The following is a 22,968-nucleotide window of genomic DNA, read 5'->3' on the forward strand; positions in this document are numbered from 1 at the left end:
GAGGTGGCCAACGTGCGGCGGCACGGGCCGGCGTCCGGTGGACGTCTTCCGGGAGGAGGAATCGCCCTCGCTGCGGCCCCTGCCCGAGAAGCGCTTCACCCCCGTCGTCTGGAAGCCCACGCGCGTCCACCAGGACAGCCACGTCCTCTTCGAGAGGCGCTTCTATTCGGTGCCCTGGCGCCTGGTGGGCAGCGACGTGTGGCTGCGCGTCACCGACGCAAGCCTGGAGGTGTACGCCCAGGACGTCCGCGTCGCCACCCACGCCCGGCGCGGCACGGGCCTCTACGCCACCCGCGAGGAGCACCTGCCCCAGCACCGCGCCGACTTGCGCCACCGCAGCCGCGGCTACTGGGAGGAGCGCGCCGCACGGTTGGGCGAGGACGTCCTCACCTACGTGCGCGCCGTCTTCGACTCCGACGAAGTCCTCTCTCAACTGCGCGCCGTGCAGGCCATCGTCACGCACCTGGAAGGCTTCCCACCCGAGCGCGCCCGCGCCGCCGCCCGGCGTGCCCACTACTACGGCACCTACGCCTACGGCGGCCTCAAGAATCTGCTGCGCCAGGGCCTCGACTTGCAGCCGCTGCCCCTTGTCCTCGCGGCCCCCGCGACGTCCTCCCTGCCTCAGCCGCGCTTCGCACGCAGCGTGGCCGAGTTGCTTCACCACCCCGCCGTGCCTCAGGAGTCCGAAATTGAGTCCCACTGACGAGCTGATTCCCATGCTCAAGAAGCTGCGCCTGTCCGGCGTCCTCCAGTCCCTCCAACTGCGCACCCAGCAGGCCGTGGACGACAACCTCTCCCACTCCGAATTCCTCTACCGCCTGCTGGGCGACGAGGTGGAGCGTCGCGACTCCAAGCAACTCTCCCAGCGCGTGCGCCGTGCCTCCTTCGAGCATGCCCGCACCCTCGAGGACTTCGACTTCCACTTCAACGCCAGCGTCCCCAAGGCCAAGGTGCTGGAGTTGGGCACCTGCTCTTTCCTGGAGCGCCACGACAACGTCCTCATCGTCGGCCCCACTGGCGTCGGCAAATCCCACCTGGCCCAGGCCCTCGGCCACCGCGCCTGCCGCGCCGGCTTCAGCGCCCTCTACGTCGGCGCCCATGAAATGCTCATGCAACTGCGGGCCGCCCGGGGCGAGGGCAGCTACGACAAGCGCCTCTTGCGCTTCACCTCCCCCGACTTGCTCATCATCGATGACCTCGGCCTGCGCGGACTGACTCAGGACGAGCCGATGGACCTCTACGAGGTGGTCCGTCAGCGCTACGAGCGCCGCAGCACCGTCATCACTTCCAACCGCTCCATCAAGGAGTGGCCGCCTCTCTTTGGCGACCCACTCATGGCCAGCGCCGCCATGGACCGACTCCTCCACCACGCCCACGTCCTCGTCATCGAATGTTGGCGGTCATCGCGGAGCGCGGGATTCTGGTCATCGACGCGGTCATCGCGGAGCGCGGGATTCGGGTCATCGGCAGGCGCGGGTATCGAGTCGAGCCAATGCAAGACGGCCTCGCTCCTGCCCCGGTTGAGGGGCGCGGAGCGAGGCCGGTGGGCAGCAGAGAGTAGCGGGGATGCTCAGCTCTTCTTGGCCTTGCGTTGCGCGCGTGACTCCTCGGCCATGCGCCTGCGGTAGCTGTCGCCCTCGATGCTGATGATGCTCGCGTGGTGGATGACGCGGTCCATGAGGGCGATGGCGCACGCGGCGTTGGGGAAGATGGTGGCCCACTCCGAAAACGGGTATCCGCAGCATGAGCCCCGTCTGGAGGGGATGAGCCGGAGCGCGCAAGGCGGTGCGCATGGCGAATGCGGAGCTGTGGAAGAAGCGAGTGGAGGAGTGGCGCACCAGTGGGCTGAGCGCGGAGGAGTACTGCCGTGGGAAGATGCGCCCGAGACGCGTAATGTGCAGGGCCCGGAGCATGGAGCCAAGGTGATAGAGCTACGGGAAGTCTTCGGGCTCCACCACAGGTACGAGCGCCGCGCTGCCTGGAGTCGCGGTCTTTCCAACAACACCCTCGTAGACCCGCGCGTGCTGCACCAGCCTCCCTGCGTTCGCAGGAAGGTTGGGAGTGTCCACACGCAGGCAGAGAGGAGTTGAGGCGTCTGCGCCGGGCATGATTCCGACCCCTATCAAGCGGAAGGGAGGCCCCAGCGGCTCGTCATGCGCATCGCTCGCGTCATGACGCACGTTTTGACGCAGCCTTGACGCACGCATGACGCAGCGACTGAATTTTGGGTAGGCACAAGGGGCAACTCCATGCGAAATCGAGGCAAGCTCAATTATGCGCTTGCGATTGAAGAGTTGAGGTGATCTATGAAGTGTTTAAATGAGGTGCAACGTGTGGCGAGCGTGTTGGTTTGGAGGCGTTTAAGAAGCTCGCTCGCGTGCTTGATCTTGCCGTAGCCTCCCTTTTGAGTGTCTTTGGTTGCGGCTTCGAGTGCGTTATATACCGAAGTCTTGGGCTCACCATCAAGTACTGTGCGCTTGGGCAGCGCCTTCTCTCGAAAGTCTTTTCCGTAGAATTCGGCCAGAGTCTTCGGATCGGCGACTAACCACGCCTCCATGCACTGGGTCATGAGGTGGACGCGTTCCGCATTGAGACCATTGAAAGTCCAGTTGTCTCGATTTGCAAGATGTTCGACGCGTCCTGCGGGCGTCGACTTGGCGACGGCTCCTTCAGCGTCAACAAGGAGCACGACGATGTCCGAAGTGCACTTCGTGGTCGCGTTCAGAAACGCATCGAAGGTTGCGCCGCGCCCGCCGCACAGCACTGTCTTCCACCTCATATGGCGAACCCGCGCGGCGTTCTTCTGCTCAGCGAGAAGCGCATCAAAGCCCTGGCGCAGGGCCGCCTTCCCTGCTTCGGAGTCGCCGCCGCCTTCGATGTAGATAGCGATGCTGCTCACGGGTTGCCTCCGAGTTCACCCATGCGCCAGAGATCGCCCAATCGATACTTGTCGAGCCAGTGGCTCAAGTCGTTGGCTTTGAGGCGCGTCAGTTGCGTGCCTCCGCGATGCTCGCAGACAAGCATTGAGTCGAGGTGCTCGGTGAGCGCGGAGACCAGCGTGTCGGAGTGGGTTGTAATAACGAGTTGTGTGCGCGAACTCGCGGAGACGAGAAGCTCAGCCACCAGAGACAGCGCATCGGGGTGAAGGCCAAGCTCTGGCTCCTCGATGCATATGAGCGGAGGTGGGTTCGGCATGAGTAAGATCGCGCTCATTGCGAGGAAACGTATCGTGCCGTCGGAAAGGCGAGTCGCGGAGACCGGCTGTTTGAGCCCATCTTCATGCAAGAAGAACTGCACAGTGCCGGCCTGAACCAGGGTGCTCACCCGCTGAAAGCGGGGAAGGAACCGACGCAGCATTGCATTCAGTTCGGGGCCCGCGCCTGTGTGTTCGAGTTGATTGAGGATCAGACCGAGGTTACGCGCATCAGGGAGCAAGACGTCCGTCGGCAGATCGGCTGGTTGCGGCTGGCGGAGTGCCGTGTAGCGTCCGAAGCTCCACTCGCGAAAGGTCTGGATGCGCGTGAACTGATTCGAACACCACGTCAGTTCGGGGTACAGGTCGGGGTCTTTGCGCTGCGAGAGCACCGACTCGTCGGAGGCGAGGCTCTCGCGCTGCAGACGACGAGGCGTGCGTTTACCGCTGACCGCCTCGCGCACGTTCAGCGCGGGGTGTCCGTCTTGGAACCTGTAATAGAAGTAGACGTCCTTGGCGGTAGGCTTGTCCTTTTCAGCCTCCTCGATCGCCTCGTCGATGACCTCGACGCGAGCCCCGCTGGCTGCGAACTTGAGCAGGTAGCGGAGCGCGGTCTTGGCGTCTCGCTTCAGTCTTGCGTCGAGTGTGGCGGATAACGTGCCGCCATCGCCCTTCCAAAGCCATTCCCGAACACCTCCGCCGTCGCGAATCGCGGAGGCGAAGGCTGTTGGCGTTGCATGCAGAAGCTCGATGGCTTCGATAAGGTTCGATTTGCCCGAGCCATTGGGGCCAATGAGAACATTGAGCGGCTGGAGCTCTACCGCTGGAGTTCCAGGGGCGAAGGAGAGTAGGCCGTCTATTCTCAGTGATTCGATGAACATTGCTCTCTCCCTACCTCACGAGCACGGGGCCATTGTTGCTGGCCTTGACGAGAGTCTTCTTTGGCGCTCTACGCAGATGTCAACGGTCTCCTTTGTCTCAATCGTGCATCGCTCAATGCTGAACGACGGCACCTTTGGCTCAAGGAATTTGACCAACTGCTCAATCACCCTGTGAAAGCGTCCCGGATCGGCTTCGGTTTCTGCATTGCGGCCCGAGAGTGACTTTGTATCGAGGAGATTGGACATCGCGGCATCGCTCAAGACTCGCGAATACGGTGCGGTGGCCCATCGTGCACCGCCGCTCACTCGCCATCATGAAGGATGTTGCGCCTCAGTCCTATTACAGCGACTAATTTCGTGGTGCACACCCACGATTTCAGCACGCTGCCAACAGAAAAAGGCCCTGCCAGAAACTGGCAGGGCCTTCAATTTTCAGCTCCCCGACGAGGACTCGAACCTCGGACCTAGTGATTAACAGTCACCCGCTCTACCGGCTGAGCTATCGGGGAATATGTCGTCCCGGCGGAACCGCGTTGCCGTGATGAGGCGCTTTCTAGAGAATGGTGCCCGCTCTGTCAACAGTCCCTTTTGATCCGCTCTCCCGGCTTCGCCTCCAGCCCTGGTCCGCACTCGCCGGCCTGGGCCCCGTGGCGGCCGACTCCATCGCCCAGGTGCTCACGGGCTCCGCCGCTGAGCGCGTGCTCGACCGCACTCTGCGTGACCATCGCTCCCTGACCCGCGAGCAGCGCCAGGCCCTCAAGGAGGCCGTCTTCAACGTCGGGCTCTGGCGGCGCCGCCTGGGCTTCCTCCTGGGCCGGGAGGACGCCTCGCCTGAATCCCTCCTCCATGCCCTGCTACACGGCCTCGCTGGCGTCCCAGCCGCGGCAGCCGCCTCCCTGGCCGGGCTGGGGGAGGGGGCCCCGCCCTCCCTGGACACAGCTCCACCCCCCTCCCTCGCGCTCCGGGCCTCCCTGCCGGACTGGCTCGCCGCCCACTTCACCCGGGAGCTCGGGCCCGAGGCCGACGACTTCTGTGCCCACCTGAACGTCCCGGGCCCCATCACCCTCCGGGCCAACGTCCTGCGCACCTCCCGGGAGGCCCTCGCCGAGCGGCTTCGCTCCGAGGGCGTCGAGACGCGCCCTGGCCCCTGGAGTCCGCTGGCGCTCCATGTCGAGGGGCCCCGGCCCAACCTCTATGGGCTCCGCGCCCTCCAGGAGGGCCTGTTCGAGGTCCAGGACGAGGGCAGCCAGCTCCTGGGGCTCCTCGTGGGCGCCCAGCCTGGGGAGACGGTGCTGGACCTCTGCGCCGGCGCGGGGGGCAAGACGCTCCAACTGGGCGCGGACATGAAGGACTCGGGGCGGCTCTTGGCCTATGACCCGGACCCCGAGCGGCTCGACCGGCTGCTCCAGCGCTCCGCCCGCGCGCACCTCACCCGGGTCCAGGTGCTCCGGAGCCTCCCCGAGCACCTCGACGCGGACCGGGTGCTCGTGGACGCCCCGTGCTCGGAGCTGGGCTCCCTGCGCCGGGGCCCCGACCAGCGCTTCCGCATCCAGCCCGAGGTGCTCACCCGGTTCCCGGCGCTCCAGCAGGACATCCTCCAGCGCGGGGCCCGCCTGGTGCGCCCCGGCGGGCGGCTCGTCTACGCCACCTGCACCGTCAACCGCGCGGAGAACGAGGACGTCGTCGCCGCCTTCCTGGCGTCCCGCCCGGACTTCCACCTCGCGACGCCCGGGGCGGGGTGGCTCCCCGCCGCGTGCCTCCGCGACGGGTTCCTCTTCGTCGCGCCGCACCGGCATGGCACGGACGCCTTCTTCGCGGCCGTCCTGGAGCGCTCGGCAGGGTAGGGGCGGGGACGCCAGGCGGTCGCAGTGTCCGTGTCCCGACGGACGGGGGAACTCAACGCTTCGCCCGTCCGGGCCGCGAATCACCGTGCCGCCCGAGCCCCGGGTGCTATGAAGCGCACCGTGCGCTGGCTCAAGCCCCTTCCGCTCCGTCCTCGCGACGCCGTGCATGTCGTCGCCCCCTCCGGGCCCTTCGACCGTCCGAGCTTCGAAGCCGGACTGGCTGTCATCGCCGAGCGCTACAGCCCCCTCCACGGCCCCGACCTCTTCTCCGCCCACCGCTACCTCGCCGGTGACGACGCGCGCCGGGGCGGCGAGCTGTCGCGCGCCCTGCTGGACCGGGACGCCCGCGCCATCTTCAGCGCTCGTGGCGGCTACGGCAGCGCCCGGCTCCTGCCGGACCTCCCCTTCGCGGACGCCTCGCACGCGGCCTTTGTCGGCTTCTCCGACCTCACCTCCGTGCACGGGGCGCTCCAGGCGCTGGGGCGCGTCTCCTTCCACGGGCCCGTCCTCACGCAGCTCGGCCGGCAGCCTCCCGCGGTGCGCGAGTACCTGTTCCGCCTCCTCGAGTCCCCCGAGGCGCCGCCCGCGCTGACGGGCTCGGCCACCTACGTGCCCGGCATGGCGGAGGGGCACCTCGTGGGCGGCAACCTGTCCGTGCTGTCGCGCCTCATCGGCACCTCGTACCTGCCGCCGCTCGACGGCGCGGTGCTGCTGCTGGAGGACGTCACCGAGCGCCCGTACCGCCTCGACCGCATGTGGACCCACCTGCGCCTGGCGGGCGTCTTCTCCCGCGTGCGCGGCATCGTCCTGGGCGACTTCACGGGCTGCGAGGAGAAGGGCGCGGACTACTCCAGCGCCGACGTGCTCCGTGAACTCGCGCGCGAGGCGGGGCTGCCCTGCGCCGCGGGCTTCCCCATTGGCCACGGTGACCTCAACTACCCCGTGGCGCTCGGCACCCAGGTCCGTCTGGACGCGGACGCCGCGTGCCTCACCTTCCTCGAAGGAGCCGTGCGCGCATGAGTGGCGGTACCCACCCCATCGCGATTCTGCAGAAGGTCCTCGATGACGCCTGTGCCCTGGGCGTCTTCCCCTCGGCCCAGGCCGTCGTCCTGCACCGGGGCGTCCAGGTGTTCGGCGGCGTCGCGGGCAACGTCTCCGGCGACACGCGCTTCGACCTGGCGTCGCTCACCAAGGTCATCAGCACCACCTCGCTCTTCCTCCGCTTCTGGACGGAAGGGAAGGTGGGCCCGGAGACGCTGGTCTCCCGCTACTTCCCGGGCACACCCGTGGGCGACGCGGGCGTCACCGTGGCGGACCTGCTCTACCACCGCTCCGGCCTGCCGCCCTTCGTGCCCTTCTTCGCCCAGGCGCTCACCACGCACCCCGAGCTGCTGGACGCGGACTGTCCCTCCGCCCTGCGCGCCCGCGTCCGCGACGAGGTCATCCAGGCCGCCGCCGCCACGCCGCTCGCCGCCGAGCCCAGGACGCGCGCCGCCTACAGCGACGTGGGCTTCATCCTCCTGGGTGAAATCCTCTCGCGGGCCGCGGACGCTCCGCTGGACACGCTCTTCTCCCGCCACGTCGCCGAGCCCCTGGGCCTCGGCGCCCGCTTCCACCGCCTCACCGACTTCCCCGCGGACGCCATGCCCGCGCCCACCGGCGCCACCCGCCCGCGTGAGCCCGCGCCGGGGCAGGAGACGCTGTGGAAGGACGTGCCCACCCAGCCCACGCGCCCGGGCGAAGTGGACGACGACAACGCCTGGGTGATGGACGGCGTCGCCGGCCACGCGGGCCTCTTCGGCACCGCCGTGGACGTGGCTCGCTTCGGCCAGGCCGTGCTGGACGGCTGCGCGGGCGGGGCCATCATCGCGCCGGGGCCGCTGTGGCACCGCGCGCTGGCCACGGACCCGAAGGTGCAGGCCAGCACCCGCTCCATGGGCTTCGACTCGCCGTCAGAAGGCGTGTCCAGCGCCGGGCACTACATCGGCGACACCCCGCCGGGCGCGGTGGGGCACCTGGGCTTCACCGGCACCAGCCTCTGGGTGGACCTGCGCCGCTCGCTGGTGGTGGCGCTGGTGACGAACCGCGTGGCCAACGGCCGCCAGGAAACGCGCATCCGGGATTTTCGACCGCTCTTCCATGACTTCGTCGTGGAGGCGCTCGAGCTCACTGAAACGAAGCAGGGACACCATGGCTGACGACAACGGAAACGTCCTCGACACCCTCGAACCCGGCAGCGTGCGCCGCATCCACCTGGTGGGCGTGGCGGGCACGGGCATGGGCTCCTTCGCCGGCATGCTCAAGGCCGCCGGCTACGACGTCACCGGCAGCGATGAGAATGTCTACCCGCCCATGAGCGACATGCTCCGGACGTGGGGCATCCCCGCCTCCACGCCGTACCGTCCGGAGAACCTGGACGCGGCGAAGCCGGACCTCGTCATCATCGGCAACGTCATCCGCCGCGTGAATCCCGAGGCCACCGCCGTGCGCGAGCGCGGCCTGAAGCAGATGAGCTTCCCCGCCGCGCTGGGCTCGCTCTTCCTGGACCGCGCGCACTCCGTCGTCGTGGCCGGCACGCACGGGAAGACGACGACGTCCTCGCTCATGGCCCACGTGCTGGTGGCGGCGGGCAAGGACCCGTCCTTCCTCGTGGGCGGCGTCACCCAGAACTACGCGGGCAACTACCGCGTGGGGAAGGGGCCGCACTTCGTCGTCGAGGGCGACGAGTACGACACCGCGTACTGGGACAAGGGCTCCAAGTTCCTCCACTACCGGCCGCGCACCGCCATCCTCACCAGCGTGGAGTTCGACCACGCGGACATCTTCCGCGACTTGCCGCACTACGAGGCGACCTTCGAGAAGTTCGTCCGGCTCATCCCCCAGGACGGGCAGCTCGTCGTCTGCGCCGCCTACCCCAACGCGGTGAAGCTGGCGCGCGAGGGCTGCCCGGGGCGCGTGGTGACGTACGTGGCGAAGGAGGGCGCGGACGCGGACTACACGCCGCGCGGCCTGTCCTTCGGCCCGGACGGCGCCCGCTTCGACGTGGTGGCCCATGGAGAATCACTTGGCACCGTGCAGCTCCCCATGGGCGGCGCGCACAATGTGGAGAACGCGCTGGCCGTCATCGCCGCGGCGCAGGGCCTGGGGCTCACCTTCGACGAGGTCGCCCAGGGGCTGGCCACCTTCAGCGGCGTGAAGCGCCGGCAGGAGCTCCGCGGCGAGCCGGACGGCGTCATGGTGATTGACGACTTCGCGCACCACCCGACGGCGGTGCGGGAGACCATCGCCGCCGTCCACCACCGCTACCCGGAGCGGCGGCTGTGGGCCGTCTTCGAGCCGCGCTCCAACACCAGCCGCCGCAACATCCACCAGGAGGACTACGCCCACGCCTTCACTGGCGCGGCCCGCGCCAGCCTCAAGGTGCCCGAGCGCCACGACAAGGTGCCGGTGGGCGAGGAGCTGGACGTGCGCAAGCTCGTCACCGACCTCCAGGCCCAGGGCATCCCCGGCGAGGGCGCTACGGACGTGCAGGCCCTGGTGGACCTGGTCGCCCGCGAGGCCCGCCCCGGCGACGTGCTGCTGGTGATGAGCAACGGGGCCTTCGGTGGTTTCATCGACAAGGTGCTCGCGGCCCTCTCGGCCCGGGCGCGGAAGGGAGCCTGACATGCCGCGCCTGCCATTCGTCGTCGTGGGTGCGCTCGCGCTGTCCGGTTGCGCGAGCCGCCCCGCCATGCCGCCTCCCGTGCCGGAGGGGCAGGGGGCCTCGAAGCCGCTGGACTTCCAGGTGAAGCGCTACCCCGGCGGCGAGCCGTACGACATCGCCTCGGACCGGGGCAGCGTGGTGGTGCTCGACGTGTGGGCCACCTGGTGTGAGCCCTGCAAGGACGCGCTGCCCTATTACCAGGACCTCGCGAACGAGTACGCGGCCCAGGGCCTGAAGGTCTACGCGCTCAACATCGACGAGGACCCGCGCGCCATCCCCACCTTCCTGGAGGAGACGCAGGTGACGCTGCCCGTCCTCATGGACGAGAACGCCCAGGTGGCCGAGCGCACCCTCAAGGTGCGGGGCATGCCCACCACGTATTTCATCGACCGCAAGGGCGTGGTGCGCCACGTCCATGAAGGCTTCGCCGAGGAGTTCCTCGCGAAGTACCAGACAGAGCTCGAGGCGCTGCTCGCCGAGCCCACCCCATAGAGGAGTGCGCGTCATGTCCCAGGACTCGCCCGACAGCCTGCGCCGCACCGCCGAGGAGGGCGCCCGGCTCGCCGGCCGCATCCTCGCGGACCGGTTCCTGGGCGAGCGCACCATCGAGTTCAAGGGGGGCATCGACCTGGTGACGGACGCGGACAAGGCCTCCGAGGAGGCGCTGCTGACCTTCATCCGCGAGCGCCACCCCGACCACGCCATCCTCTCGGAGGAGAGCGGCGCCACGCATGGCACCGACAGCCTGCGCTGGCTGGTGGACCCGCTGGACGGCACCACCAACTACTCGCACCGCGTGCCGCACTTCTGCGTCAGCGTGGCGGTGGAGGGCCCCGGCGGCGTGCTGGCCGGCGTCGTCTATGACCCGATGCTGGACGAGCTGTTCTCCGCCGCGCGCGGGCAGGGCGCCACGCTCAACGGCCGTCCGCTGCGCGCCAGCACCGTGGCCTCGCTCAACCGGGCGCTGCTCTGCACGGGCTTCCCCTACGACGTGCGCGAGCGCCCGGAGGGGCCCGTGGGCCTCTTCAGCCGACTCATCCTCCACGCGCAGGGCATGCGCCGCACGGGCAGCGCCGCGCTGGACCTGGCCTACGTGGCCGCGGGCCGCTTCGACGGCTTCTTCGAATTCGGCTTGAAGCCGTGGGACATCGCCGCGGGCTCGCTGCTGGTGGAGGAGGCGGGCGGCGTCATCCGCCACATCTCCGGCGAGCCCTTCGACGTGCTGCGCGGTGACGTGCTTGCCTCCGCGCCCGCGCTGGCCCCGGCGCTGCTGGCCGAGTCGAAGCGCTTCGTGGACGGGCTGCGTGAACAGCCTCCGCGCGGCTGAGGCCCCAGGCTAGAAGAAGCTCTCCGGCACGAAGACGATGTCGCCGGGCTGGAGCATGAAGTTCTTCTCCCGCCCCACGCCGATGTCCTCCACGGGCACGCGAATCTTGCGCTCCTGCCCGTCCACCACGCGCGTCACCAGCGTGTTGTTCTTCGCCGCCAGCTTGGAGAAGCCGCCGGCCAGCGTAATCGCCTGGACGATGGACATCTCGTTGTCCACGGGGAAGGTGCCCGGCTTCTGCACCTCGCCGAAGACGAACACCTTCTGCGAGTTGTACTCGCGGATGAGCACCGACACCTGCGGACGGCGCACGTAGCGCGCCAGGCAGTCGCGGAGCTGGTCCGCCGCGGAGCTGGGCGTCGTCCCCGACAGCGGCACCTTGCCGCACAGCGGGTAGTCGATGGTGCCCTCTCCGGACAGCCGCCAGGTGCCGGAGTGCTCGGGCTCCTGGAAGACGCGCACCTCCACCACGTCCCCGGGGCCCAGCCTGCCGCCCGTGGAGCGCGCGGCTTCGGCCTCCGCCGCGGGAGTCGGCGCGGGCGGCGGCGGACGCCGCGACGCGCCGAGGCATGCGGACAGCGTCAGCAGGGACAGCACGGTGAGGGCGGCGCGGAAGCGGTTCATCGCCAGGAGGGACAGACGCTCACTCAGTACGTCACGGAGAGGCGGGCGTACCCCTCGTGCCGCGAGTAGTTGAGGCCGCCGCCATCCACCGAGGAGGAGCGGCGGCCCAGCATGTAGCCGGCCGCGCCCGTCAGCCATGGGTAGAACTGGTACTCCGGGCCGATATTCACCCCGACGACGGTGTCCTTCCGGCCGCCGTCGAAGCGCAGGAAGTCCACCGCGAGTCCACCGGCCACCGTCAGCTTGCCGCCGAAGAGGGCGCGCACCTCGCCGTAGCCCCGGTTGTCCGTGAAGAAGCCGTAGGCGGCCACGGGCTCCAGGGCGCGCAGGTAGCCCGCCTTGAAGCTCAGGGTGGGGCTGTAGAGGTAGGTGCCCTCCAACTGCCCCAGCATGGTGCCGCCGCCGGTGCTGCCGAAGTTCTGACCCCAGCCCGCCTTGGCCGTGACGGCCACCTTGGGGGACACGAGGCCCGCCACGCCGCCCATGACACGCAGCAGCGAGGCCCCCGGCGTGCTGTCGTTGAAGTAGCTGCGCACGTCCAGGTTCGTGTCCAGCACCACCGCCGTCTTCGGCAGGAAGCGCCAGCGGCCCTCCGCGCCCACGCGCAGGTTGCCGTAGTCGAAGCGCTCCACGGCGGCCGGGTCACAGACGCTTTCGGTACAGCCAATGGGGCTCACCGAGCTCAGCGGCTGGAAGAACTCCACCGCGTAGGCCACGCTGGGCGTCAGCTCCACCGCGCCGCCGCCGGGGCGCCACGGGGCCTTCACGCGCGCTTCATTGAAGAGGCTGAGCACACCCACGCCCACGGCCGCGGTGCGCGTGCGGTCCGAGCGCGCGAACTGGTTCGACACCTCCAGCGACAGCGGGGCGTCCGGGTTGAAGCGCGCGTTGAGGTCCGCCGCGCCCTCCATGCGCGAGGCCGCGCTGGAGTTCTTCGTCACCAGGCCCGTGTACATCACGTAGTCCAGGTTGGCGCCCAGGTTGAACGCCAGGGTGGACGACGGAATCTCCAGCCGGAAGCCAGGGCGGAAGCGCAGCGCCACGTCGCTCGCCAGGTTGGCCGACACCGGGTCGCTGTTGGGCTCCGCGTTGCCGGTGGGCGAGAAGTAGCCCGCGCCGCTGTCCAGCCGCGTCTCCAGGTCGAAGTAGGGGTGCAGCCGCCCGTTGCCCACCTTGAAGCCGTTGCCCCCGGTGGGAGGCGCCGCGATGCCCTGGGCGGAGGCCGTGCCGCCCAGCGCGAGCAGCGCCAGCGCCCCAAGTCCTCCCCAGAATGTCGCGGGTTGCTTCATGGCTCAGGAGGGCTTTCCAGGTGTGAGGCGCATCTCCTCCCACCTTTCGTGCTTGCGGCCGGCGGCGTCATAACATGCGAGTCAGGCCGGACCGAACGTTTGTTGGCGGTGCTACCGGACGGGGCTGGCGGGAGGTGGGCGCACCAGGACGATGTCGGGCGTGAGGGGACGGCTGGGGTCTCCTCCGGGGAGGTTGTTGGGCTCCTCCACCTCCACGAAGAGGTTCTCATCGGTGCGGAAGGCGAGCTGGCCGATGCAGTCCTCGGCCTCCGAGCGGAGCTGTCCCACCTTCTGCTGGGCGATCATCACCTTGGTGAATTCGTGCTCGCTGGACGAGGACTCCTGGCGGGACACCGCCTCCTGGAGGGACACGTCCGCCTGCTCGGAGATGCGCAGCAGGCCCTTGATTTGGGTGAGCTTCTCGTTGGCGCAGTTGAGCTTCACCACGTCCTTGGTGCGCCGGGCCTCCTCCACCTTCCCCAACACCGAGCGCAGCACCTCGCGCATGCCGCCCAGGGCCTGCGTGCTGCGCGCCAGCTTCGCCGCGTCCGGCACGTCGCGGGCCTTCTCCAGCGCCGCGGTGGCTACGGGAGGGGCGGGCGGCGTGGTGGGGGACGGGCTTTGTGCCGTCGCCATGCCGGCGGCCAGGACGGCAATCATTCCGACGGTTTGCATGCGACTCACGATGCCGCAGAGCGTAGAGGCAGGGGTGGGGGGTGTCAAACCAACGCAAGGGCGATGAAAGTGCTCATCACTGACCAATCAGACCTTCGTCGCGAGACGGACGTTGGCCTCGCGCAGCCGGGCAGACAGGCTCCTGGCGATATTCACCACGATGAAGGTGAACCCATCTCCATGTGTCCTCCGGAACTCGCGGAGGTCCTGCGCGCGGAGCTGAAGCAGGTCCACGTCCGTCATCGCGCGCACGGTGGCGGAGCGGAAGTCCTTGTCGATGAGGCCCATCTCCCCGAAGAACTCGGGCGGGGACAGCACCGCGAGCGGATGCAGGCCGCCCTGCGGCTGACGGCGAGCGACCTCCACCTGGCCACGGACGACGACGAAGAGGCTGTCGCCCAGGTCCCCTTCTTCGAAGATGACGTCCCCGGCCGCGAAGCGCCGCGCGCGCGCCAGCTCGGCGAGGTGGCCGAGCTCCGCGGAGGAGAGCATCTCGAAGAGCGGCGATGCGGCGATGACGGACAGCTTCTCCATGCTCCCCCCGGGGCCCGGCTGGATGCTCCCGACACCGGGAGCCTAGCCCGCCGGCGCGAAGACGAAGGGGTAGGAAACGGCTGTCTCGTCGTCGGGTTTGAAGGGGAACACCCAGCTGCGGATGGTGGTGCGGATGCAGCTGCCCACCGCCTCGCTGCCCAGGGTGTTCTCCTCGATTTCAATGTCCCCGGCGCGGCCGGACGTCTTGATGGTGAAGCGCACCACGACCTTGCCCTTGAGGCGGGGGTTGCGCTTGAGCTCCTTCTCGTAGCAGCTCTGGATGGCGGCCTTGCGCGCGCGGACGTAGCGGGCCAGGGCGTCGCGGTCCACGTCGGAGCTTTCGACTTCAGGCGTGGCGTCCTGCACGCGGCCCCTCACCACCGTCTCCTTCTTGTCGCCCAGGTCCACCTTGCCGCCGCCCTGGGTGCCGATGGCGCCGATGTCCGTCACCGTGCCCGTGCCACCGCCGCGTGGACCGCCGGTGGCGCCCACGGAGGCCTCGCGGGCCACGCCCACGCCGCCCGCGCCCGCCAGGGCCTCGGCGATGTCACCGCCGCCACTGGCACCGCCCAGCACGTCCGCGAAGGCCCCCTGGCCGCCGCCGCTGTTGGAGCCCAGAATCTTCAGCAAGCCCTTGCCGGAGACCTTCTTCACCACCTCCGCGCGGCGCTGCTGGGCGGCGTCACCCGCGGGCTTGTCTTGCGCGGGCGTGTCCTCCTTGGGCGCGGCATCGGGCTTGTCGCTCCTGGGCGCTTCCGCGGCGCCGGTGTCCGCCGGCTTGAGGGCCTCCACCGGGCGCTGGGGGATGATGGCGCGCACGAAGCGGTCATCCAGTTCGTCCAGCTCCAGCTCGGCCACCTGCGGCGTCTCCGAGGCGATGATGAGGGCGGCGCCGGAGAAGTGGACCAGGAGCGAGGCGGCGAGGATGCCGAAGAAGACGCGGTCCATCGTCTTCCACCGGCTGACCATGACGTCCGCGGGCAGCACCGGCTTCGCCTCGTCGGGCGGCGGCGTGACGAACTGGAAGAAGAGGGTGACGTCCCCCAGCTCCACCTTGCCGCGCGCGCTCTCCGGCAGGGGCAGGACGTGCAGGTCGCCGCGGCGGGTGGCCAGGCCCTGCGCGCGCAGGGCTTCGAAGTCCACGTCGGACGAGCCCAGGTTGACGCGGCCCTTCATGTCCGGCGCGATGACGAGCTGGAACTGCTGGTTCTGGTTCTCCAGCAGGGCGAAGCGGGCGGGCTGGCCCTCGGTGGAGGGCAGGACGATGGTGTTCTTCGCGTCGTGGCCGATGGTGACCGTTTCGCGGCGGATGTGGTGCTCTTCGACGATGCGGCCGTTCTGGATGACGCCGACGCGGAGCAGCTTGTTCTGCGAGGTGGCGGCCATGGGACTAGAAGGGTTCCTGTTCCACGCTCTTCTCGACCTTGGGCACGAAGCTCTCGGTGCGGCTGAGGTCGTCGAAGCTCAGGTTGGAGCGCTGGAGGATGTACATGGCCTGGGGCTTCTGGATGCGGCCTTCGACGGTGAGGGCTTCCAGGCGGATGACCCTGCGCGGGGCCTTCTTCGGCGCCGCGGCGCCGCTGCTGGACGAGGAGGCCTGACTGGCGTCCTGGGCCAGCACGGGCGCGGCGGCGAGCAGCACGATGAGGGCGAAGGCGGAGCGCATGGCGGAGTCACTGGGCGTCGGTGGTGAGTCTACCCGAGCCGGTGGGCACCGGGGCAGCGGACGCACCGTCCGGGGACGGTGCCGGGCTGCTTGGGGCGGAGGTGGTGGAAGGTGAGGCGCCAGGCGCCGCGACGCGCGTGCCTGGCGCCGGGTTGGACACCGTGGGGGCGGGCGGTGTTCCCTCGGGCGGCGTGGCCTCGGCGGCCTTGCGGAGCTGGTCCTTCTGCTCGCGCTCCAGCCGCCGCTCCTCGCGGTCGATGAGCTTGCGGGCGTCCTTCACGTACTGGGGGATGCGCTCATCGCGTCCGCCGCGCGCCTGGTAGCTGTCGAAGTGGGTGAGGGCCGTCTTGTAGCGCTTCAGCGTCTCCATCCCCGGCGGCTCCACGTCGAGGTAGAGGATGGCCAGGTTGAAGTACGCGTCCGCGGCGCCCGGCATCAGCAGCAGCACCTGTTCATACTCGGCGCGGGCCCGCGCGAAGCTCCCCTGGCCCCGGTGGGCGTTGCCCAGGTTGAGGCGGGCCGACGCGAAGTCCGGCGCGGCGCGCACCGCGGCCTCCAGCTCGGTGACGGCGGCCGCGTAGTCCTGGGCCTCGTTGAGCATGGCGCCGAAGTTGTTGCGCGCCTCCGCGAAGTCCGGCCGCAGCCGCGCGGCCGTCTTGAAGGACTCCAGGGCCTGGGGGCGCGAGTCGAGCGCCAGGGACACCAGCCCCAGCGCGTTGTGCGTGGCCGCGTCCTTTGGGTCGATGGCGCGGGCGTTCTCCAGCACCATGCGCGCCAGCTCGTGTTTGCCCTCGCGGTAGTAGACCTGCGCCAGCACCTGCATGGCGCGCACGTGCCGCTCGTCGCCCTTCAGCGCCTGCTTGGCCTCGGCCGAGGCGCCCGCGTGGTTCTTCGCCTGGAGCAGGGTGATGGCCAGCGCGGTGCGCAGCGTCACCGAGTCCGGCTGGGACGACAGCCGCTCGCGCAGCTCGGCCTCCAGCTTCGCCGTGCGGCCGGTGCGGCCATACAGGCGCGCCAGACAGTCCCACGCGGACTGCTGCTCGGGGGCCACTTCCAGCGCCTCGCGGTAGGAGCGCTCCGCGTCCGCCGGCTTCCCCAGCCGCTCCTGGACGATGCCCAGGTTCGTCCACGCGTAGTCCAGCTTCGGGTCCAGCTCGACCAGGGTGCGCAGCGCCGCTTCGGCCGCGGTCAGCTCTCCCCGGCGCGCAATCTCCACCGCCTCGACGAAGTCACGCTCGGGGCCGCGCGGCGCTTCCAGGCGGGGCAGGGGCGGCGACCGCGGCTCCGTGGGGGCGCCCGCGTCTGGCGGTGTCGCGGTGGAGCCCGCGTCCTCGGTGGAGGCAGCCTTTTCGGGCGTTGGCCGGGTGACGGCGGGGGTGGTGGCGCACGCGGACAGCCAGAGGCTGGAGGCCAGCACCCCGGAGGTCAGCGCGCAGGCGCGGGAAAGACGCGGGCCAGGACTCACTTCGTTCCCTCCCCGGACAGGCGCGGGCCCTCTTGCGTCGTGGAGCGCACGGGCCCGGTGAGGCTGCCCACCAGCCCATCCGGATAGGTGGCGTCCGCGGCCAGCGCCTGCTTGGGCTCCTTGAGCACCGGATACTCCTTGGGCCGGAAGCGGTTGAGGGACTCCAGCGTGCGGCGCGTCCACGCGTTGTTGAGGCGGTTCTTCCGCGCCTCGGCCAGCGTGGCGGCGTAGCTCTCCACGGCGGCCTCTTCCAGCGAAGTGGTCTGCTGGACCAGCGCGTCCTGGTAGACGACCACCGCCTCCTCGCCCATCCGCTTCACCTCCACCGGGACGGGCGTCTCGATGATGGTGTTGGCGAAGCGCTCCAGCGCGTACCCCCGGCGGTAGAGCGCGGCCAGCGTCCACTCCAGTTGTTTGTACGGGTAGACGCGTGCGTACGCGGTGTTGACGGACTTCACGCCGTTGCGCTTCGCCGTGAAGCTGCGCTCCAGCGCCTTGCCCTTGCCGCCAATCTTCAGCTTGTCGAACTTCTGGAACTCCAGCTCGGCCAACTGGAAGCGGCTGTAGGCGGCGGCATCCGCGGCCAGCGGGTGTGTGTCCGGCTGGAGCTTGCGCCGGTCGAACTCCGCGGCGGAGCGCTCCCAGGCGCGCTGGGCCTCGCGCGTGCTGCCCAGCTTCTGATGGGCGTCGCCCATGCGCCGGTGCGCGTCCACCACCAGCTCCACCTGGCTGGACCGCGAGGCGAACTTGCGCACGAACTCCTGCAGCGCGCGGACCTCTCCGCGGGGGTCGCCCTGCTTCTCGTAGATGATGGCGGCGCGGTACTGATTCTTCGGCGCGTCCTCCGCCTTGGGGAACAGGTCCGAATAGCGCATGAAGGCGGCGGCCGCCTCCGGGTAGCGCTGCTGGCCTTCCAACAGGCGCGCGGCGTTGAAGAGCGCGGCCTCCCGGTCCTTCGAGCCCGGGTAGTCCTTCACCAGCTTCTGGTAGCTGACGACGGCCTTGTCGAAGTCGTAGGAGTTCTCCGCGTTCACCGCCACGCGGAACAGCGCCCCGCCAGCCAGCGGCGACGACGGGTATTCGCGGTAGATGCGCTCGTACAGCTTCAGCGCGGAGTCGAAGCGGCGCGTGTTCTCATTCGCCACCGCGGCGTTGTTGAGGGCCTTGTCCGCGAACTCGTGGCGGGGCGACTCGTCCACCAGTTCAATGTACTTCGCCGCGGCCTCTTCGTACTTCGACTCGGCCATGAGCTGGTCGGCGAGCTTGAAGCGGCCGGCGAGCTTGAACTTCACCAACTGCTTGTGCAGGTCGCTGGACGGGTCAATGACCTTGTCGTTGCTGGCCAGCCGCGCGCTGACGGACTCCACGCTCCGCCAATCCTCGTCGATGAGGAAGGTCTCGATGGTGAGGTTGGCGGCGTAGCGGGCCACCTCGTGGCTCGGGTACGCCTGGATGATGGCCTCGAAGCGGCGGCGGGCCTCGGGGAAGTCGTCGTGTGAGTAGTACAGCTCCGCGGCCTGGTAGGCGATGCCGGGCGCCTTCTCTCCGGCGGGCAGCAGGGCCACGTAGGCGTCCGCGGCGGCCACCAGCTTCTGCTCGGTGGGCGCGAAGGGGCGGGGCTTCACCGCCTGGCCCTGGGGCCGCTCCGTCGAGCGCAGCGTCCTGGACTCCGGCACCGTGCCCGCCTGGCGTTCCAGCGTGAGCTGCTGCTGCCACGCGAGCACCGCGTTGAGGGCCGCGTCCGGGCGGTGCTTGTTGGCCGCGTCCGTGTCGCGCACCTCTTCATAGGCACGCGCGGCGGCGGCGAACTGGAAGGCGTTGTAGAGGCACTCCGCGTAATAGAAGCGGATGTCGCCCGCGCTCTTCGTCCGCGGGAAGCGCTCCAGGTACGTGCCATACGCGCGGGCGGCGACGTCGAAGGCGCTCCGGGCCTGCTCGAACTTGCCCTCCTGCTTGAAGACCAGGGCCTGCTGGTGGTGGTAGGTGGCGCTACCGTACAGGCTGCGCTCGACCAGGGTGTTGGCGCGGGTGATGGCCGCCGTGTCGCCCTTGTTCTTCTCGTGCCAGGCGCCGCCGGGCTGGTAGAGGTTGGCCAGGGCCTCGGACTCGGCGAAGGACAGGCCCAGCAGACGGTCCCGCTCGTAGGCCTGGACGATGCGCTGCTGCACCATGGGCGCGTCCGGTGCGTCCGGCGCCTTCTGCAGCACCCGGCGATAGGCCTCGATGGCCTGCGCGTGCTTCGTCTGGTCGAAGTAGACGTTGCCCAGCCGCTGGTACACCTCGGCCTCGTAGGGGCGCGGGCCCCGCTCCGCGAAGAGCGCGTCCGCCCGGGCGATGCCGCCCCAGGTGTCGTCCGCCAGGGAGATGGCCACGTACTGGAGCGCTTCCTCGCGCAGGTCGCCGCCGGCCGCCGCGTCGCCCTTCGCCACGCGCTGGGCTTCGTAGAACTCCACCAGCGTCAGGAAGGACGCCACCGCCGGCTCGAAGTGGTCCATGCGGTAGTACGTCCAGCCGAGCTTGTAGAGCGCCTTGTCGTAGAGCGGGTGCGAGGCGTCGCGCGTGGCGGCCTCGTAGGCCCGCGCGGCCCTGGGCAGGGCTTGCGAGTCCTCGTAGTTGTCGAACCAGTACTCCCCAATGCGCACCCAGGACTCGGTGGCGAAGCGGCTCTGTGGGTAGCGGGCGATGAGCTGCTCGTACGCGTGGAGGCTGTCGTCGTACTGGTCCTGCTTCTCCAGGCAGTAGGCCAGCAGGTACCAGGCGCCGTCGTTGAGTCGGTAGTCCGGGAAGGTGGCCAGCAGCTTGCGGTAGAGCGCGACGGACGGCGTGTAGTCCACGCGTGGCTCGGTGGGGAACTCCGCGCCCGGGTCCTTGTCGTGCGCCTCCAGCCGCTCCGCGTAGTCCCGCATCGCCAGCAGGTGGTCGTCCGAGGAGCGCTCGTAATAGAGCTCCGCCAGGCGGAACATCACGTCCGGCGTGAAGCGCGGCTCGGCGGGGTAGCGGCGCAGGAACGCCTCGAACCGGGCGATGGCGTCCAGCCGCTCGCGGCGCTCCTGGGCCTCCAGGTCCTTGATGCGCTTCTCGTAGGAGGCCGCCAGCGCGCCACGCTTCTGCTCGTAGCGCTGCTCCACCAGCTCCTGCACCTCGCGGTGGAACTCGCGCGCCTCGGACTCATAGAGCTCGAGCGCGCTGCTCACCTCCTGGAACAGCGCCTCCTGCTCGGGCGTGCGTCCCATGCCCAGGAGGTAGGGGGAGGCGGGCGCGGCGGGCGCCTCCGCGGCGGACGCGGGGCCCCCCAGGGCGAGCAGCGCGGCGAGGAGACGGGTGCGCATCACTCCTTCACCTCGGACAGGACGTCCTGGAACTCGGCGTCCAGCTCGCGCAGGGCCTCGTCCTTCTGTGCGGAGAGCGTCTGGATGGCCGTCGTCTTGTCCTGCTTCTCGTTGAAGGCCACGTCCACCACGCCCACGTCCGCCTTGAGCACCAGGTCGTAGAACTGCTGCCGCACGCGGCGGATGCTGTCGTAGGCGATGCGGCCCACCAGCTGCCGGGCGTCACCGGACACGGTGGCCACTTCGGCCTCGTAGCGCTCCAGGAGCTGTTGCTCGGCCACGACCTTCTCGCGGATGACGCGGCCCTGGCGCTCCAGCCGCTCGCGCACCACGACCCGGGCCGCCGTCACCCGTCCGCGCAGGACGTCCAGTCTGCCGCGCACGCCCTGGGTGCGCCGCAGCGTGGCCAGGACCTCCGCGTCCGCCCGGGGCTCCGCCTGGCGCAGGAGCCCGTGCTCGCGCCGCAGGGAATCCGCATAGGCGGTGCGGATGGCGCGCTCGCCGGCCAGGGTGGTGTCCACGGCGTTGCGCTCGTCCGCCAGTCGCGCGCGCGTGGCGGTCAGCTCCGCCTTGAGGTCCTTCAGCGTCTGGACCTCCGCCTGCAACTGCAGCAGGAACTCGCGCTCCTCGTCCGGAGGCGTCTGTCGGAGTGGCCGCGAGTCATCCACCCACTTGCGCACCGAGGCGGCGATGGCGTGGAGCGACTGGAGCTCGACGTCGCGCCGGTGGGCCTCGCGGTCCAGCGCATCCACGCGCCGCTGCATGCGCTCGCGGCGGTCCTCCATCGCCTTCAGCGAGGTGGGCAGCGCGGAGAAGCGGAGCTCCAGGGCCTCGCGCGCCTGCCGGGCCTCCGTCAGCCGTGCCACTTCGTCAGGCGTGAGCAGGCCCTGCATCGCGAGCGTCTCCACCCGCACCAGCTCCGCCTCCGCCTGGGTGAGGGAGGTGTCGACCGCGTCCGCGCGCGCGTTGACTTCCTGCAGCTCCGGGAAGGTCTCCAGGCCGCGCGTGTCCAGGGCGTGGAGGATGCGCTGGGCAATGGCCGCGGCCTCGCTCCGGCCCCGGCGACCGCTGTCGAGGTCCTCCACCAGCCGCACCGCGTCCGTCACCTCGCGCTGCGTGGTGGCGTACTTGAGCACCAGGTGCGGCAGCACCGTGCGCAGGTCCAGCGGGCCGTCCGCGCGCACCAGCAGCCGGTCGAAGTACGCCACCGGGTCGCTGTGCGAGCTCAGCAGCGCGTCCACCTGCTCCCTGGGGGGCTGGAAGGTGTCGATGACGTGGGTGTAGGCGTCGGTGGCCTCGTCGTACCGGCGCAGCTTCTGGAGCAGGTTGCCCTGGAGGATGAGGCCTTCGGCCGCGAGCTGCGAGTCGGGCGCCACCAGCAGCAGGATGTCGATGGCGTTCTTCGCCTGCCGGTAGTGGCCCTGTCGCACGTGGACCCAGGCGGATTCGTAGAGCGCGTCCGGGAAGGACTCGCTGTCGCGCGGCACCTGGCCGTAGCGGTCCAGCGCGTCGTCGAAGCGGCCCGTCTCATACAGCAGCCGCCCCAGCGACATCAGCGCCAGCTCGCGCACGCGACGGGCTTCCTCCTCCGGCGTGGGCGCGGAGCGGCGAGGCCCCGTCCTGCCCGGAGCGGCCTGGGCGGCCTGGGCGGAGGGTGGGGTGGCCAGCTGCTGGAAGCGGGTGATGGCCGCGGGCAGGTCACCTTCCTGCATGGACAACACGCCCAGGTGGTAGGCGGCCTGGAGCCGGAAGGCGCCGTCGGGCGCCTGCGCCAGCAGCGTGAAGGCGGCGCGGGCCTGGGCGATGCGGTCCGCGGGCGCCAGGTCCGTGCGCCGGAACAGCCACTTCGCGTGGACGTAGGCAATCTCCGGGGGCAGCTGCCCGCCGGACATCGCGCGGGCCTGCGCCACGTAGGCCTCGATACCGTCGAAGTAGTTGAGGCGGCCGGCCACCGTCAGGTAGCGCGCCAGGGCCTCGCGGTAGTGGCCGGAGGTGGGGGGCAGCGCCAGCAGCTCGCGCAGGTACAGGCGCGCGCCAATGTAGTTGCGCTGCGCCAGGAGCGAGTCCGCCAGATAGAAGAGCGCGTCCGGATAGCGCGGATGCGGGCGGAAGCGCGGGTCGCTCACCAGGTCGTAGAAGAGGACGGACGCCGCCGGCCAGTCGCCCAGCAGGTAGTGGATTTCGCCGTCGGAGTAGCGGCGCGCGCGGGCGTCGTCGTCACTGGGCTCGGCCCGCTGGGTGAACTGCGTCTCCACGAAGTGGAGGCTCTCCTCGATGCCGAGCAGTCTCGTCTCCACCGCGTCGAGCCGCGGCGACAGCGCACGCGCGGTCGGCGGGGGCGCGGGCACCTGCGCGGGCTCGGCGGAACGGACGGCCGCCGGCCCCAGCAGGGTCGCCGCGAGAGCGAGGGCACGGAGAGACGCGTTCACCGTCTGGCC

At 69.8% G+C, this 22,968-nt stretch carries 20 protein-coding genes and 1 tRNA gene; 9 read left to right on the top strand and 12 right to left on the bottom strand.

Translation table 11 applies throughout. The annotated features are described in order from the left end of the window. The first annotated feature begins 37 nt into the window (after window positions 1–37). The 3 genes from KGD87_RS35870 to tnpA all read left to right on the top strand — a co-directional run bounded on the left by KGD87_RS35870 (window position 38) and on the right by tnpA (window position 1,926). A complete protein-coding gene (locus KGD87_RS35870) occupies window positions 38–703 on the top strand; it encodes a Mu transposase domain-containing protein (protein WP_284665400.1) in 666 nt (221 codons plus the stop codon). Next, entirely contained in the window at window positions 690–1,628 is a 939-nt protein-coding gene (istB, locus tag KGD87_RS35875) for an IS21-like element helper ATPase IstB (RefSeq protein WP_284665401.1), read from the top strand. Before KGD87_RS35870 ends, istB begins: the two co-directional genes overlap by 14 nt. 163 nt (window positions 1,629–1,791) lie before the next feature. Further along, window positions 1,792–1,926, top strand: a complete 135-nt coding sequence (gene tnpA, locus KGD87_RS37130) for an IS66 family insertion sequence element accessory protein TnpA (protein ID WP_502887985.1) — start codon at window positions 1,792–1,794, stop codon at window positions 1,924–1,926. A 346-nt stretch (window positions 1,927–2,272) separates the two neighbouring features. On the opposite strand, the gene KGD87_RS35880 is transcribed toward tnpA, so the two are convergent. From KGD87_RS35880 to KGD87_RS35890, 3 genes are all read right to left on the bottom strand, one after another. Beyond that, window positions 2,273–2,899: a DUF4276 family protein gene (locus KGD87_RS35880; protein WP_284665402.1), complete on the bottom strand. Its 627-nt coding sequence runs from the start codon at window positions 2,897–2,899 to the stop codon at window positions 2,273–2,275. Continuing rightward, window positions 2,896–4,074, bottom strand: coding sequence for an AAA family ATPase (locus KGD87_RS35885; protein ID WP_284665403.1), 1,179 nt, complete (start codon window positions 4,072–4,074; stop codon window positions 2,896–2,898). The genes KGD87_RS35880 and KGD87_RS35885 overlap by 4 nt, the downstream gene beginning before the upstream one ends. A 436-nt stretch (window positions 4,075–4,510) precedes the next feature. After that, window positions 4,511–4,583: transfer RNA gene (locus tag KGD87_RS35890), tRNA-Asn, on the bottom strand. A gap of 51 nt (window positions 4,584–4,634) precedes the next feature. On the opposite strand from KGD87_RS35890, the gene KGD87_RS35895 reads away from it, so the two are divergent. The 6 genes from KGD87_RS35895 (at window position 4,635) to KGD87_RS35920 (ending at window position 10,948) form a co-directional block, all read left to right on the top strand. Continuing rightward, on the top strand, window positions 4,635–5,918 hold the full coding sequence (locus KGD87_RS35895) for an RsmB/NOP family class I SAM-dependent RNA methyltransferase (RefSeq protein WP_284665404.1): 1,284 nt from the start codon (window positions 4,635–4,637) through the stop codon (window positions 5,916–5,918). A gap of 108 nt (window positions 5,919–6,026) precedes the next feature. After that, entirely contained in the window at window positions 6,027–6,938 is a 912-nt protein-coding gene (locus tag KGD87_RS35900) for a S66 peptidase family protein (RefSeq protein ID WP_284665405.1), read from the top strand. Beyond that, complete coding sequence (locus tag KGD87_RS35905; protein WP_284665406.1) at window positions 6,935–8,116, top strand: serine hydrolase domain-containing protein; 1,182 nt, start codon at window positions 6,935–6,937, stop codon at window positions 8,114–8,116. The genes KGD87_RS35900 and KGD87_RS35905 overlap by 4 nt, the downstream gene beginning before the upstream one ends. Then, window positions 8,109–9,581 (top strand): UDP-N-acetylmuramate:L-alanyl-gamma-D-glutamyl-meso-diaminopimelate ligase, encoded by a 1,473-nt coding sequence (mpl, locus tag KGD87_RS35910; RefSeq protein ID WP_284665407.1) that lies wholly within the window; start codon window positions 8,109–8,111, stop codon window positions 9,579–9,581. Before KGD87_RS35905 ends, mpl begins: the two co-directional genes overlap by 8 nt. Window position 9,582: 1 nt before the next feature. Then, window positions 9,583–10,113 carry a TlpA family protein disulfide reductase gene (locus tag KGD87_RS35915; RefSeq protein WP_284665408.1) on the top strand — a complete coding sequence of 177 codons (531 nt, stop codon included), beginning with the start codon at window positions 9,583–9,585 and terminating at the stop codon, window positions 10,111–10,113. 13 nt (window positions 10,114–10,126) lie between these two features. Next, on the top strand, window positions 10,127–10,948 hold the full coding sequence (locus KGD87_RS35920; RefSeq protein ID WP_284665409.1) for an inositol monophosphatase family protein: 822 nt from the start codon (window positions 10,127–10,129) through the stop codon (window positions 10,946–10,948). Window positions 10,949–10,957: 9 nt separating this feature from the next. Here the strand turns inward: KGD87_RS35920 and KGD87_RS35925 are convergent, their stop codons facing one another. The 9 genes from KGD87_RS35925 to KGD87_RS35965 form a co-directional block, all read right to left on the bottom strand. Beyond that, window positions 10,958–11,572, bottom strand: a complete 615-nt coding sequence (locus KGD87_RS35925; protein ID WP_284665410.1) for a polysaccharide biosynthesis/export family protein — start codon at window positions 11,570–11,572, stop codon at window positions 10,958–10,960. A gap of 23 nt (window positions 11,573–11,595) precedes the next feature. Then, complete coding sequence (locus KGD87_RS35930; RefSeq protein WP_284665411.1) at window positions 11,596–12,861, bottom strand: hypothetical protein; 1,266 nt, start codon at window positions 12,859–12,861, stop codon at window positions 11,596–11,598. Window positions 12,862–12,972: 111 nt separating this feature from the next. After that, entirely contained in the window at window positions 12,973–13,536 is a 564-nt protein-coding gene (locus tag KGD87_RS35935; protein ID WP_284665412.1) for a hypothetical protein, read from the bottom strand. A gap of 87 nt (window positions 13,537–13,623) precedes the next feature. Next, the gene (locus KGD87_RS35940) at window positions 13,624–14,070 is read right to left on the bottom strand and encodes a cyclic nucleotide-binding domain-containing protein (protein WP_284665413.1); all 447 of its coding nucleotides are present in this window, start codon (window positions 14,068–14,070) and stop codon (window positions 13,624–13,626) included. 42 nt (window positions 14,071–14,112) lie between these two features. Continuing rightward, complete coding sequence (locus KGD87_RS35945) at window positions 14,113–15,456, bottom strand: AgmX/PglI C-terminal domain-containing protein (RefSeq protein WP_284665414.1); 1,344 nt, start codon at window positions 15,454–15,456, stop codon at window positions 14,113–14,115. Between the two features lie 4 nt (window positions 15,457–15,460). Further along, window positions 15,461–15,736 carry a hypothetical protein gene (locus KGD87_RS35950; protein WP_163784540.1) on the bottom strand — a complete coding sequence of 92 codons (276 nt, stop codon included), beginning with the start codon at window positions 15,734–15,736 and terminating at the stop codon, window positions 15,461–15,463. 7 nt (window positions 15,737–15,743) lie between these two features. Continuing rightward, the gene (locus tag KGD87_RS35955) at window positions 15,744–17,201 is read right to left on the bottom strand and encodes a tetratricopeptide repeat protein (protein WP_284665415.1); all 1,458 of its coding nucleotides are present in this window, start codon (window positions 17,199–17,201) and stop codon (window positions 15,744–15,746) included. After that, window positions 17,198–20,530 (bottom strand): tetratricopeptide repeat protein, encoded by a 3,333-nt coding sequence (locus KGD87_RS35960; protein ID WP_284665416.1) that lies wholly within the window; start codon window positions 20,528–20,530, stop codon window positions 17,198–17,200. The genes KGD87_RS35955 and KGD87_RS35960 overlap by 4 nt, the downstream gene beginning before the upstream one ends. Continuing rightward, complete coding sequence (locus KGD87_RS35965; protein ID WP_284665417.1) at window positions 20,530–22,959, bottom strand: tetratricopeptide repeat protein; 2,430 nt, start codon at window positions 22,957–22,959, stop codon at window positions 20,530–20,532. Before KGD87_RS35965 ends, KGD87_RS35960 begins: the two co-directional genes overlap by 1 nt. Between the last annotated feature and the right edge of the window lie 9 nt (window positions 22,960–22,968).

It is taken from the genome of Myxococcus sp. SDU36 (genome assembly GCF_030168875.1).
Classification (GTDB): domain Bacteria; phylum Myxococcota; class Myxococcia; order Myxococcales; family Myxococcaceae; genus Myxococcus; species Myxococcus vastator.